The 14300-nt window shown below is 70.6% G+C and carries 12 protein-coding genes; 6 read left to right on the plus strand and 6 right to left on the minus strand.

Annotated elements, in window-relative coordinates; translation table 11 throughout:
• The first annotated feature begins 1 nt into the window (after window position 1).
• Window positions 2-898 (plus strand): LLM class F420-dependent oxidoreductase, encoded by an 897-nt coding sequence (locus BKA18_RS25535; RefSeq protein WP_366045417.1) that lies wholly within the window; start codon window positions 2-4, stop codon window positions 896-898.
• A gap of 160 nt (window positions 899-1058) precedes the next feature.
• Here BKA18_RS25535 and BKA18_RS25540 read toward each other — a convergent pair whose 3' ends face one another.
• On the minus strand, window positions 1059-1427 hold the full coding sequence (locus BKA18_RS25540) for a hypothetical protein (RefSeq protein ID WP_366045416.1): 369 nt from the start codon (window positions 1425-1427) through the stop codon (window positions 1059-1061).
• 19 nt (window positions 1428-1446) lie between these two features.
• Between BKA18_RS25540 and BKA18_RS25545 the strand changes: the two genes are divergently transcribed.
• Entirely contained in the window at window positions 1447-1833 is a 387-nt protein-coding gene (locus BKA18_RS25545) for a hypothetical protein (RefSeq protein WP_366045415.1), read from the plus strand.
• Between the two features lie 183 nt (window positions 1834-2016).
• Here the strand turns inward: BKA18_RS25545 and BKA18_RS25550 are convergent, their stop codons facing one another.
• On the minus strand, window positions 2017-2862 hold the full coding sequence (locus tag BKA18_RS25550) for a COG4705 family protein (protein WP_366045414.1): 846 nt from the start codon (window positions 2860-2862) through the stop codon (window positions 2017-2019).
• 272 nt (window positions 2863-3134) lie between these two features.
• On the opposite strand from BKA18_RS25550, the gene BKA18_RS25555 reads away from it, so the two are divergent.
• The gene (locus tag BKA18_RS25555) at window positions 3135-4772 is read left to right on the plus strand and encodes a N,N-dimethylformamidase beta subunit family domain-containing protein (RefSeq protein ID WP_366045413.1); all 1638 of its coding nucleotides are present in this window, start codon (window positions 3135-3137) and stop codon (window positions 4770-4772) included.
• A 17-nt stretch (window positions 4773-4789) separates the two neighbouring features.
• Here BKA18_RS25555 and BKA18_RS25560 read toward each other — a convergent pair whose 3' ends face one another.
• Genes BKA18_RS25560 through BKA18_RS25570 form a run of 3 tightly spaced genes read right to left on the minus strand, consistent with a single transcriptional unit; the run spans window position 4790 to window position 6956 of the window.
• On the minus strand, window positions 4790-5794 hold the full coding sequence (locus BKA18_RS25560; protein ID WP_366045412.1) for an aldo/keto reductase: 1005 nt from the start codon (window positions 5792-5794) through the stop codon (window positions 4790-4792).
• 17 nt (window positions 5795-5811) lie between these two features.
• Window positions 5812-6135 carry a DUF397 domain-containing protein gene (locus BKA18_RS25565; RefSeq protein ID WP_366045411.1) on the minus strand — a complete coding sequence of 108 codons (324 nt, stop codon included), beginning with the start codon at window positions 6133-6135 and terminating at the stop codon, window positions 5812-5814.
• Window positions 6132-6956, minus strand: a complete 825-nt coding sequence (locus BKA18_RS25570) for a helix-turn-helix domain-containing protein (protein ID WP_366045410.1) — start codon at window positions 6954-6956, stop codon at window positions 6132-6134. Before BKA18_RS25570 ends, BKA18_RS25565 begins: the two co-directional genes overlap by 4 nt.
• 113 nt (window positions 6957-7069) lie before the next feature.
• Here BKA18_RS25570 and BKA18_RS25575 point away from each other — a divergent pair, with 113 nt between their 5' ends.
• Window positions 7070-7507 carry an ATP-binding protein gene (locus BKA18_RS25575; RefSeq protein ID WP_006602939.1) on the plus strand — a complete coding sequence of 146 codons (438 nt, stop codon included), beginning with the start codon at window positions 7070-7072 and terminating at the stop codon, window positions 7505-7507.
• Here BKA18_RS25575 and BKA18_RS25580 read toward each other — a convergent pair.
• Window positions 7492-9204, minus strand: a complete 1713-nt coding sequence (locus tag BKA18_RS25580) for a chitinase (protein WP_366045409.1) — start codon at window positions 9202-9204, stop codon at window positions 7492-7494. The two genes, BKA18_RS25575 and BKA18_RS25580, sit on opposite strands and share 16 nt — an antisense overlap.
• Before the next feature lie 302 nt (window positions 9205-9506).
• Here BKA18_RS25580 and BKA18_RS25585 point away from each other — a divergent pair, with 302 nt between their 5' ends.
• Together BKA18_RS25585 and BKA18_RS25590 are read left to right on the plus strand one after the other, a co-directional pair.
• Complete coding sequence (locus tag BKA18_RS25585; protein WP_366045408.1) at window positions 9507-11618, plus strand: phosphocholine-specific phospholipase C; 2112 nt, start codon at window positions 9507-9509, stop codon at window positions 11616-11618.
• A 356-nt stretch (window positions 11619-11974) separates the two neighbouring features.
• The gene (locus BKA18_RS25590) at window positions 11975-14233 is read left to right on the plus strand and encodes an MMPL family transporter (RefSeq protein ID WP_366045407.1); all 2259 of its coding nucleotides are present in this window, start codon (window positions 11975-11977) and stop codon (window positions 14231-14233) included.
• Window positions 14234-14300: the final 67 nt, after the last annotated feature.

Consider the following 14300-nt stretch of genomic DNA (forward strand, 5'->3'; position numbering starts at 1 on the left):
GATGCCACAACACGCTCTCGCTTCCCGGATCGGTCGGGTCGGCGTCTGGCACGGCGGGCTTGGCCGGGTGCCGGCCGCTGTCGCGCGTCAGGCGGCGGCCGAGATCGAGCAACTGGGGTACGGGGCACTGTGGTTCGGTGAGACGCCGACCACCGAGTCGATGAGCCAGGCCGCGCTGCTGCTGGCCGCGACGGAGCGGATCACGGTCGCCACCGGCATCGCCAACATCTGGGTACGGGACGCCTCCGCCACGCACAACGCCGCACAGACCCTGGCCGAGGCGTACGAAGGGCGCTTCCTGCTCGGCCTGGGGGCGAGCCACGCGCCGATCGTCGGGGCGCGCGGCCACACCTTCGCCAAGCCGCTCGCGGCCATGCGCGAGTATCTCGACGCGATGGACGAGGCGCCGTACGCGGGGCCGGTGGCCGATCCCCCGCCCGCCCGGGTGCTGGCGGCGCTCGGCCCGAAGACGCTGGAGCTGGCGCGGGACCGGACGGCCGGCGCCCATTCCTATTTCGTCACTCCCGAGCACACCGCCCGCGCCCGCGAGATCCTCGGTACCGGTCCGCTGCTCGCGCCCGAACAGGCCGTGCTGCTGGAGTCCGACCCCGCAACGGCCCGCTCCCTGGCCCGCGAACACCACACCCGCCGCTATCTCCAGCTGCCGAACTACACCGGCAATCTGCGCCGACTCGGCTTCGGGGACGAGGACTTCGCCGACGGCGGCAGCGACCGGCTGGTGGACGCGATCGTGGCATGGGGTGACGCGGACGCCATCCGCCGGCGCGTACAGGAACACCACGACGCCGGAGCGGACCATGTCGCCGTCCAGCCCCTGGCGGTGGACCGCGGTCTGGGCCTGGAGCAACTGCGGGAACTGGCGCCGGTGTTGCTGTAGACCATTTCCTGGCTGTCAGGCCGCTACGCTGCTCGGACTTTCCCTGCGCCCTGCGCCCTGCGCCCTGCGCGAGATGTGCCATCATCAAATCTTGATCAATTACGGTCCACGATCACGCCAATATCGGGTTGGTCAAAGCCCCTGCGGTGGCGCATGTCAATCAAATCGGGCGCAGGGCGGCCACCACGCGGGCAAGGCGCCACTCTCCGCGGCCAAGCACGCCTGCGACGAACTCGCCTAAGCCTGCGAATCTTTCGCACACGCCATCGATGAAGCTCACAGTGAGACCGAGTCGAATCTGGCTAAGGCCGGCATTGCCCTCACCGTCACGACCATCGTGGGCGTCCACGCCGAAACCGGAGCCCGAGAGCCCGCCGGCGTGGGAGGACGCGGCGGGGGTGGAGGGTGAGGGGCAAGCGAGGCGCCGCCCCATGAGGGCGGCCTCACTCCCGTCGAGGATCTCTCTTCCGAAGAGATCCTCGAAAATAACCGTGCCGCGCTGGGCAAGGATACGGGGCGAAATATGCACATCCCCAAGGGAGGGAATGATGGTGTCTTTGGAAAACCCGGTTGTCGAGGAAGTGCTTTTTCAAGGACTCGAAGATTGGGTGGGGCTCACTACCGTTGTCGCCCTCGTGGAGAGTGAGAAGGAATCCTGGTGGAACCAGGCGGGCGAACCGGCCTCTCGCGACATCAAGGACGCCGCACTTTCGGTCGTGAAGTTTCTTCTCTCCAGCGGGCTCATGAAAGCTGGCGAACTCTCGACTTCAAATGCCGATCAATATGACTTCCTTGACTGGCCGGGCGGCACTCAAAAGATCCTTGAACATATTTCGGATGAGTGGGTCGAGCTGACATCCCTGGATCGCTTCGAGCCCTGCTGGCTTCGCAGTACTGATGCCGGCCTGGAAGCAGGACGTGCCATCGACAGCTGACCTGTTCTTCCGCTCCTCCACATCGGACTCTCCGGTTACGAGGCCAGGGACCTTCTGGACTGAACTAACAGCCCGAGGATCCCCATGAAAGATGGGGATCCCTTGACCTGCCGCGGATCGTGCTCGACGCCATGCAGGACACGGTCCCGGCTGGCGACACCGTTATCGCTGCCCCTTTCGCCCTCAGGCGGCGCTACCCGTGGCCAGTTGCTCGGGTGGGGTGTCCTTGTGGCTGATCGCCAGGTAGCCCACGAGCAGGGCGATCGGGACGATGAGGGTCAGGGTGACCGGTCCCGTTCCCCAGCCGAGGCCGCCGCGGGAGGTGGAGACGCCCATCCAGTCGGCGAAGGAGGCCCCGAGCGGGCGGGTCAGCACGTACGCCCACCAGAAGGCGGCGACGGCGTTGAGCCCGAGGAAGCGTCCGGACAGGGCGGGCACCGCGATGAGGGCGGTGAACAGGAGGCCGGAGGGCAGATAGCCCCAGCGCAGGGTGCCCGCGGTGAGGTCGCCGACCGCGGTGCCGAGGGCGAAGGTGGCGAGCACGGTCGCCCAGTAGAACGTCTCGCGGCGGCGGGTGCGGATGCTGTGGATGGACAGCGTGCCCTCGGACACGTACCAGGCCGTCAGGATCGCGGCCAGTCCGACCGAGAAGGCGATGACCGAGACCGTGTAGGGGATGCCCGCCACGACGTGCACGACATCGGCGGCCATGGTGCCGAAGACGCTGACCATGACGATGGCGGACCAGTAGATCCAGGGCCGGTAGCGGGTGCTCCGGAACTGGAGGATCAGCAGGGCCGCCAGCCCGGCCAGTCCGAGGCTGCCGGCCGGTATCGGCCCGAGCGTCCGGCCGAGGTAGTCCGAGGCCGTCTCGCCCATGCCTGTGGTGAGCACCTTCACTCCCCAGAACAGGGCCGTGACCTGCGGTACCTTGCTCCAGCCCGGTCCGTGTCCACCCTCGGGCAAGGAGGTGTGGGACCATCCCTCACCCACGGGCCGTGCCAGCGCCTCGCTGCTCGACTGCGCCATCGCCTGTCCGCCCTCCCGGCGCGCTGCGCCGTATCGGCAACCTTGTGCATTTCGGGCGCTGTTCAGCCGACCACGCGGGGTCGCTGAGCACTGCCCAGCTTTCGTCTACACGACTGTAGACGATGGAGTGGGGTGCGCCGTGGCCGCCTCCGGTCCGCGGTCCCGGAGGCCGCCGTACCCGCATTCGGGCCTCCTGGGGTCGTGCGGCGGCGGGTGTCGGCAGATGATCGTCCCGACGGCTCGGTGGGAAGGGTGCGCACGGGAGCAGCGCGATGGGCGACGACCCACAGCATGGTGATCATCAGCGCCTGGGTGGCGCGGAACGCGGCGCCAGGGAACGCGGCGGCCCCGACTGCCCGGGCAGCCCCGCCGGCGTGCGCCGCAGGCGATTCCTCGGTGCCGCCGCCCTGGGGGCCGCCGGTCTCGCCGCCGGGATGACCGCCGGCTGTGACTCCACGTCAGGCGGGGACCCCGGCACCGGCCCCACCGGTGGCGACCAGCCGGACCTGGACGCGGAGCGGGAGCGCCCCGGAGACCCCGACTGGCGGATCCGTTCGGCCGGTCCGCCCGACGCCGTCCAGGGCTACACCGACAAGGTGAGCGTCCTGCCGGGCGAGGAGTTCGGGCTGTACGTCTCGACCACCGCACCCGGCTTCCGCGTTGCGGCCTACCGGGTGGGCTGGTACGGAGGCGCCCAGGCCCGGTTGGTCTGGCGTTCGGAGCAGGTCGCCGGGCGGCGCCAGCGCGCCCCGCGGCTGCTGCCCGGGACCCGCAGCGTACGGGCGGACTGGCAGCGCAGCCTCCGCGTACGCACCGACGGCTGGCCGCCGGGCGCCTATCTGCTCCGGCTGGACGCGGAGCACGGGCACCAGCGGTACGTCCCGCTGATCGTCCGCTCGGCGCAGGCCGCGGGCCGGACGGTGCTGATGCATGCGGTGACGACCTGGCAGGCGTACAACGCATGGGGCGGCTACAGCCTCTACCGGGGTGCGGACGGCGGGTACGGGACGCGGTCGCTGGAGGTCAGCTTCGACCGGCCCTACGACACCAACGGCGCCGGAAAGTTCCTGGTCTACGAGCGTGCGTTGGTGGTCCTCGCGGAGCGGCTCGGCCTCCCGCTGGCCTACACCACCGGTCTGGACGTCCACCGCACCCCGTCGGCGCTGCGCGGCGCCACGGCGGCGCTCTCGCCCGGCCACGACGAGTACTGGACCCCGCAGCAGCGGCAGCACGTCACCCGGGCCCGCGATACCGGCACCAATCTGGCCTTCCTCGGGGCCAACGCCTGCTTCCGCCGGGTCAGGCTGGAGCCGGCGCCGTCCGGCGCCCTGCGCACCGTGGTCTGCTACAAGACCTCCTACCGGGACGATCCGCACTTCGCCGGTCCGCACCGGGCCCTGCCGACCCACGACTTCCGCCAACCGCCCGCCGCCGACCCGGAGTCCACGCTGACCGGTGTCTTCTACGAGGGCTACCCCACGGATGCGCCGTACGTCGTCCACAGCGCGGACCACTGGCTCTTCGCCGGAACGGGCGTGAAGCGCGGCGAGGCCTTCGACCACCTCGTCGGGGTGGAGTACGACCGGGTCACCCCACAGGCGCCCACGCCGGCGCGGCTGGAGATCCTGGCCCACTCCCCGCTGGTCTGCAACGGCCGGCACAGCCACGCGGACTCCGCCTACTACACCGTGCCGAGCGGCGCCGGAGTCTTCTCCTCCGGAACGATGCGGTGGGTCGAGGCCCTCATGGCGGGAACCCGCGAGGACGGCCGCGATCACGGCATGGACGGCCGGACGCGCGCCTTCGTCACCCGGACCACCGAGAATCTGCTCCGCGCGTTCGCCGAGGCGCCCGCGGCGAAGATCCGGCCGACGCCGCGGGACAACGTGGCGAGCGTGTACGGGATGTGAGCCTCGCCCGACCGGGCTCAGTGTCCCAGTCGCTCCAGGGCGGCGAGCGGGTAACGCTCCCCGGCGACGGTGCCGTCGGGCACGGCCGCCCGGAGCCCGGCCGCCTGCTCCGGGTCGAGCGCGATCCCGGCCGCTGCCGCGTTCTCCTCCAGGTAGGCACGCCGTTTGGTGCCGGGGATCGGGACGATGTCCTCGCCCTGGGCGAGCAGCCAGGCGAGGACGGCCTGTGCCGGGGTGCAGCCGAGGGACTCGGCGATGGTCCGAACGGCCTGGACGAGGCGTAGATTGCGGGCGATGTTCTCCGCGGAGAACCGCGGCCACCGGCGCCGGGCGTCCTCGGCGGTGAGGTCGTCGCGGGACGCCAGCGCACCCGTCAGCATGCCGCGCCCGAGCGGGGAGTACGCCACGACGCCGATGCCGAGTTCCCGGCAGGTCGCCAGCATCTCGCCCTCCACGACATCGCGCGTGAAGAGGGAATACTCCAGCTGGACGGCGCTGATGGGGTGGACGGCATGCGCCCGGCGCAGCGTCTGCGGGCTCACTTCGCTGAGGCCCAGATGGCGTACGGCACCGTCGGCGACGAGCTCGGCCATCGCGCCGACCGTCTCCTCGATGGGGACGCTTGGATCGCGGCGGTGCAGGTAGTAGAGGTCGATACGGTCCGTGCCGAGGCGGCGCAGCGAGGCGTGACAGGCCTCGCGCACCCAGGCGGCGGAGGAGTCGACCTCGTTCACCCGCCCGGTGGCGGCGTCGTGCCGCAGCCCGAACTTGGTCGCGACGACCAGCCCGTCCCGCTGTGCGGCGGTACGGCTGCGCAGCCAGCGGCCGAGGAACTCCTCGTTGGCGCCCCGCCCGTAGGCGTCCGCGGTGTCGAGCAGGGTGACGCCGAGCTCGACCGCGCGGTCAAGGGTCCGCACGGACTCCGCGTCGTCCGGGACGCCGTACGAGGTCGACATCCCCATGCAGCCGAGGCCGAGCGCGGAAACGCTCGGGCCGTGTGTGCCGAGCCGCCGGTGTTCCATCTTCCCCCCAGCGCCGCTCAGTTGGTGATGTCGGCGAGGAACGCGGCCCAGGCGGTGGCGCTCAGGGTGAGCGACGGTCCGGTGGGGTTTTTGGAGTCGCGGATGTGTATGGCGGAGGGGCAGGTGGCGACCTCTACGCAGTCCCCGCCAGCGCTGCCGCTGTGGCTGGACTTGTACCAGTCATAGGCGACTTCAAGGCAGTCTCCGCCTTCGCTGCCACTGTGGCTGGACTTGCGCCAGTTGTAGGCGACCTCTATGCAGTCGCCGCCCTGGCTGCCGCTATAGCTGGACTTGAACCAGGTGAGGTCGTCGGAGATGAGCGGGGCAGCTGCGCTGGTCATGGCCCTCCTAGCAGATCGTCCAGCAGGCTTCTACTCTCCTCGGGGGTGAGGGCCTGCGACCGCAGCATCCCATATTTCTGTTGAAGGGTACTGACCTGGTCGGGATCGTCGATGAGGTAGCTGACCAACTGTCCCTCGATGTAAGCCAAGTGGTCATGTGCTGGCGTTTCCATCAGGATCAACGGTCCGTCTAGGCCAGCGTGGTTTCGCCGTGCCGTTGGCATGATCTGCAAGCCGAGAAAGGGGAGTTCAGCACACTGCCGGAGGTGGCGGATCTGTTCCCGCAGCGTGTCGGGCCCGTCGAGTGGCCGGTGCAGAATCACCTCCTCCAGGATGAAGTTGAGCATCGGCCGCGGCTTCTTACGTTCCAGCAGCTTCTGTCGATCGAGGCGAGCGGACACCCACTCGTCCGCCTGGTCCTCGTCGAGGGGTGGATAGAGGCAGTCGAATACCGCCCGCGCATAAGCTCCCGTCTGCAATAACCCAGGCACCACCTGGTTCTGGTACGACAGCAGCGTAAGCGCCTCCTCCTCATGCTCCACCAGGTCCTGCACGAACGCGGGCAGCTTCTCCCGTTCCGGGACCTTCGCCACCGCGACCGCCAACGCCCCCTTGGTGTCGAGGATTTCATCCAGCGTCTCGGCCAGGTCGATCTTCAGTGGTCTGCGGCCCTGCTCGATCGAGCCGATGGTGTCCTCATGGAGCCCGACCATCTCGGCCAGCTCGGGCTGGGTGATGCGGGCGGCCCTGCGGAAGTGACTCAGCTGGGCGCCGATCACATGCCAGGAAGTGATCCTCTTCGGTTTGTTCGCCGGGTGCATGCGCTCTGCCTTCCCCTCCCCGCGACGGCATGACACCGCCAGAAGTCGTACATCGCATCCGTACGACCTGACGCTGTGGTCCAGCATAGTCACGCACTGTGACAGTGGAAGTTATGCACAAGGAGATCCGGGCACTCTGCGCCCGTACGGCCTTCTACCGGCGCGAGCGCCGATCCGTCCCGCGGGCAAGGGAGTTCGCCCGTGCTGCCCTTGCCGCATGGGATCTGGACCACCTCGCGCACGACGTCCTGCTCTGCGTCAGCGAACTGGCCACCAACGCCCTGCTGCACGGCGTCCCGCCCGGCCGTGGCTACCGGCTGGTGCTGGCGCTGGACGAGGACGGCCTGCTGCGGGTGGAGGTGCACGACAGTGGTGACGGGACGCCGCGGGCTCCCGCGCCGTACGACCGGGACGGGGAAGAGAGCGAGTTCGGGCGGGGCCTGCTGCTGGTGTCCGCGCTCGCCGACGCGTGGGGCGTCGGCGAGCGCGTGCCGGGGAAGATCGTGTGGTGCGAGTTCCGCGGCTACGGGAAGGGTTACGGCAAGCCGTGAACGTGCGGGCCGACCGCGTTCGACCAGGCGTTGCCGCTCGCCGCGTCCCAGTTGGTCGACCAGGTCATCGCGCCCCGGAGGCCGGGGTAGGTCCTGGCGGGCTTGAAGGAGCCGCAGGCGGTGCCCTTGGTGAGGCAGTCCAGGGCGGCGTTGACGACGGACGGGTCGACATAGCCGCTGCCCGCGCCCCGGGCGGAGGCGGGCAGGCCCAGGCCCACCTGGGAGGGGGCGAGGCCGCCTTCGAGCTGGATGCAGGCCAGGGCGGTGAGGAAGTCGACGGTCCCCTGGGAGTAGACCTTGCCGTCGCAGCCGAGCATCGAACCGCTGTTGTAGTACTGCATGTTGACGACGGTGAGGATGTCCTTCACGTTCAGCGCGGTCTGGAAGTAGCCGGCCGAAGTGGACTGCATGTCGAGGGTCTGGGGCGCCATGGTGAGGACGAGGTGGCCGCCCGCCTTCTGGGAGAGCGAGCGCAGCGCCTGGCTCATATAGGTCGGGTTGAGGCCGTTTTCGAGGTCGATGTCGACGCCGTCGAAGCCGTACTGCTGCATGAGGGTGTAGAGGCTGGTGGCGAAGTTGGCGGCCGAGGCGGAGTCGTTGACGGAGACGGTGCCCCGTTCACCGCCGACGGAGAGGACCACCGACTTTCCGGCCGCCTGCTTGGCCTTGATGTCGGCCTTGAACTGGTCGACGGTGTAGCCGCCCAGGCCGGCCGAGTCGAGGGAGAAGGTCACGGCGCCCGGTGTGGTGGTGGCGTCGGCGAAGGCCACCGCGATGATGTCGTACTGGGCGGGCACGTCGCTGATCTTCTGGACCGTCGCGCCGTTGTTGAAGTTCTGCCAGTAGCCGGTGACGGCGTGCCGGGGGACGGCGGGGGTGCCGCCGCTGCCGGAGGGGGCGGTGGTGGCCGTGAGCGGAGCCGAACGGGCCGATTCGCCGGCCGCGTTGGTGGCCGAGACCTGGAAGCGGTAGGAGGTGGCGGCTGCCAGGCCGGAGACCGTCGCCGACGTGCCGTTCACGGTTCCGTACTTGGTGCCGTCGCGGTAGACGGTGTAACCGGTGGCGCCGGAGACCGGGGTCCAGGACAGCGCCACGGAGGACGGGGTCACCGCGCCGGCGGTGAGTCCGCCGGGCGCGTCCGGGACCTGTGGCCCGGGGTCGGTGCCGCCTCCGCCGTCGGGTCCCAGGACGCTGAAGTCATCGGCGTAGTAGGCGGGTTGCCCGTACCAGCCATGGGTGTAGACGGTGACCGAGGTGGTGGTGGGGCCGGTGGTAAAGGTGGTGCTGAGCTGCTGCCAGTCGGTGGCGGACGGGGTCCAGGTGGAGACGTCCGTGGTGCCGGTGCCGGAGGCGCCCAGGTAGACGTAGGAGCCCTGGACGTATGCGCTGAGCCGGTAGGTCGCGCCGGGCTTGACCGCGACGGTCTGGGAACAGGTGGCGTTGTCGGAGGCGGTGGGGGTGGCCTTGAGGGCGCCGGTGCCGCTGTGGACGGGGGAGGCGGTGGTGCTGCCGCTGCCCGCCGAACAGGTCCAGTTGCTCAGGCCGGATTCGTAGCCTGCGTTCCGGGCGGCATTGACGTCGGCCGCGGCGGCCGGGCTGGAGCCGGACAGGGTGGTCGCCGCGGCGGCGAGGGCCGTCAGTGCCGCCGCGAGCAGGCGTCTGCGGCGGGCCGGCCGGGGGTGTGGGGTGCGAGGCATGGCTGTCTCCAGTGCCGTAGGGGGGAACACGGGGAGAACTGCAGCAAGACGGTGGCCACCGCTCCTGGCCACAGAATGGTTCAGACCAATCGGGTGGTCAAGAGGTTTGGCGCGAGGGGGACTTGTGCGTGCGCCGCAGACCACCATCCGGGGCAGCGATGTCCGCGCGGCCCGGCGAAGTTGGCCCCCCGTGCACCTGTCCTCCGTCACGCCCGTCCACTACCGTCCCCGTCGCCTCGTCGCACGGGATGGGCTGGGCGCGTAGTGATCGGTAGCGAGGGCCGTCGTCTGGGAGGTCGAGCGTGGCACCGGAGTTATCTCGTAGACGGGTACTGGGCGTGGGGGCCGCGGCGCTGGGGGCGGCGATGGCCGGCTCGCTGCTGCCGCCGTCGTTGCAGCAGGCGCTGGCGGACGAGGCGGCGCGGCCGGCGCGGGGCGGGGGAGGGCTGGGGGACGTCCGGCACGTCGTCGTGCTGATGCAGGAGAACCGCTCCTTCGACCACTACTTCGGGACGCTGCGCGGCGTCCGCGGCTACGGGGACCGCAACGCCGTCGAACTTCCCGGTGGCCGCAGCATCTACGAGCAGCCCGGCCTGCTGGGTCTGGGCACCGTTCTGCCCTTCCCGGTGCGGGCGGCGGCCGCGGCGCAGAAGAAGGACCTCCAATACATCGGGGCGCTGGACCACAGCTGGTTCGGCGGGGCCGTGGCCTGGCACGGCGGCTGGATGAACGGCTGGGTCACCGCCAAGACCGCCGCCACGATGGCGTATTACGACCGGCAGGACGTCCCGCTCCACTACGAGCTGGCGGACACCTTCACCGTCTGCGACGCCTACCACTCCGCCATCCACTCCTCCACCAGCCCCAACCGCAACCATCTGGTGAGCGGGTGGACGGGCTTCGAGCCCAACGGCAGGCGGGCGGTGGGCAACGACGCCTACGAGGAGGACACCCACACCGGCTACACCTGGACCACGTATGCCGAGCGGCTGGAGAAGGCCGGCCGCAGTTGGCGGGTCTACCAGGAGTGGGACAACTTCACCGACAACAACCTGGAGTTCTACGCCGTCTTCAAGGCGGTCGCGAAGAAGGCCCTGGTGAAGGTGGACGGGGCGCACACCATGACCGCCTTCTACACCAAGCTGGCCGGTGCGGACGAAGCCGGGCGCACCCGGCTGACGGCGCTGCTGGAGGAGGGCGTCCGGGGCCTGGACCGCGGCGAGCGGAGCCTGTTCGAGCGGGCGCTGCGGCGCGGCGTGCCGGGTAGTACGGCGAGTACCTTCGCCGCCGATGTGGCGGGCGGCACGCTGCCCGAAGTGTCCTACCTCGTCCCGTCCGCCGCGGATTCCGAGCACCCCGGCGCGTCCTCGCCGGCCGCGAGCGCCACCCTCGTCTACAAGGTGCTGGACGCGCTGGGCAGGAACCCGGACGTCTGGCGGCACACCGTGCTCTTCCTGACCTACGACGAGAACGACGGGTTCTTCGATCATGTGCCGCCGCCGGTGCCGCCGCCCGGGACGGACGGGGAGTTCTGGGACGGGCTGCCGACCGGTCTGGGCATGCGGGTGCCGATGCTGGTCATCTCGCCGTGGTCGGTCGGCGGCTACGCCTGCTCGCAAGTCTTCGACCACACCTCGATCACCCGCTTCCTGGAGCGCTGGACGGGGATCGCGGAACCGAACATCAGCGCTTGGCGGCGCACCGTCTGCGGGGATCTGACCTCCGCCTTCGACTTCTCCCGCGGGCGCGGACAGCCCGCGGTGCGCCGGCCCGGCCCGGTCCCGGCGTTCAGCGGGCGCTGGTCACCGTGGCCGCCGCTCCGCCAGGCACTGCCCCGGCAGGAGCCCGGCAGCCGGCCGGCCAGGGCACTGCCGTATCAGCCGGACGCCGACGGCGGCTTCGACCCGGGCGCCGCGGTCTTCCGGATGGCCGTGCGCAACACCGGCCGGGCCGCAGTGCCTCTGGCGCTCTACCCGTACGCGAAGGAGTGGGACGCGCCACAGCATCGTGAGGTGCGGGGAGAGGGCGAGTGGGATGTCCCGGTAAAGGGAGGTATCTACCGCTTCACCGTGACCGGACCGAACGGCTTCCGGCGGGAGTTCGCCGGGACGGCGCAGGGCGCGGCCGCGGCCCTCGGCCTCGCCACCCGGATCGACGCCGGGCGGCGCACCCTGCATCTGACCGTCACCAATCCCGGGCGCACCGCTCTGACCTGCACCCTGAAACCGCTGGCCTACGCGGACGCGGCGCCGCGCACGGTGACGGTGCAGGCCGGGGCCGTGCGCACCCTCGCGTACGACACACGGGACGCGCACGGCTGGTACGACCTCGGTCTCACGGTCGCCGAGGACGCGTCCTTCCATCGTCGGCTGATGGGGCATGTGGAGAACGGGAGGGAGTCGGTCACCGGCTGAGGCCGGGGGCGGGGCCGGGGGACGGGCCGAGGGGAGACGGGTCCGCGGGACGGGCTGGGGCGGACGGGGCCGGGCGAGGACCGGGAGCCCGGACCCGTCCCCCGCGAAAGCAGTTCCCTATTCCCCTTTCTGTGTGGGGAAGTCCACAAAGCGGTCTAAGGATCTTTTCGGGCTGCGACCCTGCTCTGAACAGGTGGGACGGCCGCGCCCCGGAGGGCATGCGGCGGCCCGCCCGTCCCGTTCGCCGTTTCATCGGTTCCACCGTTTCCACCGTTCACCGTTCACTGTTCATCCGCGCTCGGCACCACCCGTCCTCGGGAGATATCGACGCACGACCCGGGAAGCAGACGAGGTCCGTGACCGCTCTGGCTCGGTGGTGTCTCAGGCGCCGCATCGTGGTGCTCTTGCTCTGGCTCGCCGCCTTCGCGGGGGTCGCCGTCGCCGCGGGCGTGACGGGTTCTGCGTACTCGAACAACTACGAGGTGCCGGGGACCGAATCCAGCCAGGCCTCCGCCCTCCTGGCCAAGGCCTTCCCCGGGAGCTCCGGGGACAGCGACACGATCGTGTGGCACACGGACTCCGGCACGGTGCGGTCCGGCGCGGTCACCAAAACGATGACGCACACGCTGGAGAAGGTCGCCGATCTGCCCGGCGTCTCCGAGGTACGCAGCCCCTACGACCGGCCCAAGGCGGGCGCCTCCCACGGGCAGGGCGCGCGCCAGATCAGCAACGACGGGCACACCGCCTACGCCACGGTGGTCTTCGACCGCCCCACCGACGAACTGGACGCCGGCCAGGTCCGCAAGGTCGTCGACACCGCGCAGCGCGCGTCCGGCCGCGGCCTCCGGGTCGAACTGGGCGGCGCCGGAATCGCGCTGACCGAGGCACCGCGCGCCCAGCTGCCGGAAATCATCGGGCTGTGCGCCGCGGCCGTGGTGCTCTTCCTCGCCTTCGGGTCGCTCGCCGCGACCTTCCTGCCGATCGTCACCGCGGTGGCCGCCGTCGGCACCGCCTCGGCCGGCATCTCGCTGCTCAGCCATGCGATGACCGTCGCCGACTTCGCCCCGATGCTCGGGATGCTGATCGGCCTCGGCGTCGGCATCGACTATGCGCTGTTCATCGTCACCCGGCACCGCAAGGGCCTGCGGGCGGGCCTGTCCGTCGACGAGGCCGCCACCCGCGCCGCCGCCTCCTCCGGGCGCGCGGTCGTCTTCGCCGGGGCCACCGTCTGTATCGCGCTGCTGGGCATGCTGATCCTGCGGCTGAGCTTCCTCAACGGCGTCGCCCTCGCCGCCTCGCTCACCGTCGTGCTGACCGTGGCCGCCTCCGTCACCCTGCTGCCGGCGCTGCTCGGGCTGATCGGGATGCGGGCACTGAGCGGCCGCGAGCGCCGGCAGCTGGCCGCGCACGGCCCGCGGCGCGAGCGGCCCATCGGCATCGCCGCCCGCTGGTCCGGCTTCGTCGAGCGGCACCCCAAGCTGCTGGGCCTGACCGCCGCCGTCGTCATGCTGGTCCTGGCACTGCCGGCCTTCGGCCTCCATCTGGGCACCTCCGACCAGGGCAACAACCCGGCCACCTCCACCACCCGCAAGGCCTACGACCTGCTCGCAGGCGGCGGGCCGGGCGCGGACCGGGGGAGCGGCTTCGGACCCGGATTCAACGGGCCGCTGACGCTCGTGGGCACCCTGGACGGTGCCAAGGACCGGATCGCCTTCGACGAACTGCCGCACCGGCTGCGGGAGGTGCCCGGCGTCGCCCAGGTCAGCGCCCCGGAGTTCAACGGCGGCCGCAGCACCGGCGTGATCACCGTCGTACCGGACAGCGCACCGCAGTCGAGGCAGACCTCCGCCCTGGTGGCCCGGTTGCGCGGCGAGGTGCTGCCCGCGGCCGAGCGCGCGACCACGCTGGACGTGCGGGTCGGCGGCATCACCGCCGGGTACGACGACTTCGCCGGCATCATCGTCGGCAAGCTGCCACTCTTCATCGGCATGGTCATCGCCCTGGGCTCGGTCCTGCTGCTGTTCGCCTTCCGCAGCATCGGCGTCCCGGTGAAGGCCGCGCTGATGAATATCGTCGCGGTCGCCTCGTCCTTCGGGATCGTCGTCGCGGTCTTCCAGTGGGGCTGGGGCAGCGAGCTGCTCGGGCTGGGCAGCGCCGGACCGATCGAACCGTTCCTGCCGGTCATCATGGTGTCGGTGCTCTTCGGGCTGTCCATGGACTACCAGGTGTTCCTGGTCTCCCGGATGTACGAGGAGTGGCGGCTGACCGGCGACAACCGACGGGCCGTACGGGTCGGCCTCACCGAGACCAGCCGGGTGATCAACTCGGCGGCGGTCATCATGATCGCGGTGTTCGCGGCCTTCATCCTCAGCGGCGACCGGACCATTGCGATGTTCGGCATCGGCCTGGCCTCCGCCGTCGCCCTGGACGCCTTCGTGCTCCGTACGCTCCTGGTGCCCGCCCTGATGCACATGCTGGGCGGCGCCAACTGGTGGCTGCCGTCCTGGCTCGGCCGGTGGCTGCCCCGGATCAGCATCGAGCCGCCGCCGGAGCGGCCGTCCGACGCATCGGTCCCGGCCTCGCGGGACGGCGACAAGCCGCTGGTGGAGGCCTGAACCAGGGGTCCCGGCGGACGGCCCGCACGGCGCGCCGCCGCCCCTCGCCCGCCCGGTGGAGCCGTTC

It is taken from the genome of Streptomyces auratus (assembly GCF_050433025.1).
In the GTDB taxonomy this organism is placed as follows: Bacteria; Actinomycetota; Actinomycetes; order Streptomycetales; family Streptomycetaceae; genus Streptomyces; species Streptomyces sioyaensis.

Coding starts and splice junctions, on each gene's coding strand:
- BKA18_RS25535 (WP_366045417.1), top strand. CDS start 2: ATGCCACAACACGCTCTCGCTTCCCGGATCGGTCGGGTCGGCGTCTGG.
- BKA18_RS25545 (WP_366045415.1), top strand. CDS start 1,447: ATGGTGTCTTTGGAAAACCCGGTTGTCGAGGAAGTGCTTTTTCAAGGA.
- BKA18_RS25550 (WP_366045414.1), bottom strand. CDS start 2,862: ATGGCGCAGTCGAGCAGCGAGGCGCTGGCACGGCCCGTGGGTGAGGGA.
- BKA18_RS25555 (WP_366045413.1), top strand. CDS start 3,135: ATGGGCGACGACCCACAGCATGGTGATCATCAGCGCCTGGGTGGCGCG.
- BKA18_RS25560 (WP_366045412.1), bottom strand. CDS start 5,794: ATGGAACACCGGCGGCTCGGCACACACGGCCCGAGCGTTTCCGCGCTC.
- BKA18_RS25565 (WP_366045411.1), bottom strand. CDS start 6,135: ATGACCAGCGCAGCTGCCCCGCTCATCTCCGACGACCTCACCTGGTTC.
- BKA18_RS25570 (WP_366045410.1), bottom strand. CDS start 6,956: ATGCACCCGGCGAACAAACCGAAGAGGATCACTTCCTGGCATGTGATC.
- BKA18_RS25575 (WP_006602939.1), top strand. CDS start 7,070: ATGCACAAGGAGATCCGGGCACTCTGCGCCCGTACGGCCTTCTACCGG.
- BKA18_RS25580 (WP_366045409.1), bottom strand. CDS start 9,204: ATGCCTCGCACCCCACACCCCCGGCCGGCCCGCCGCAGACGCCTGCTC.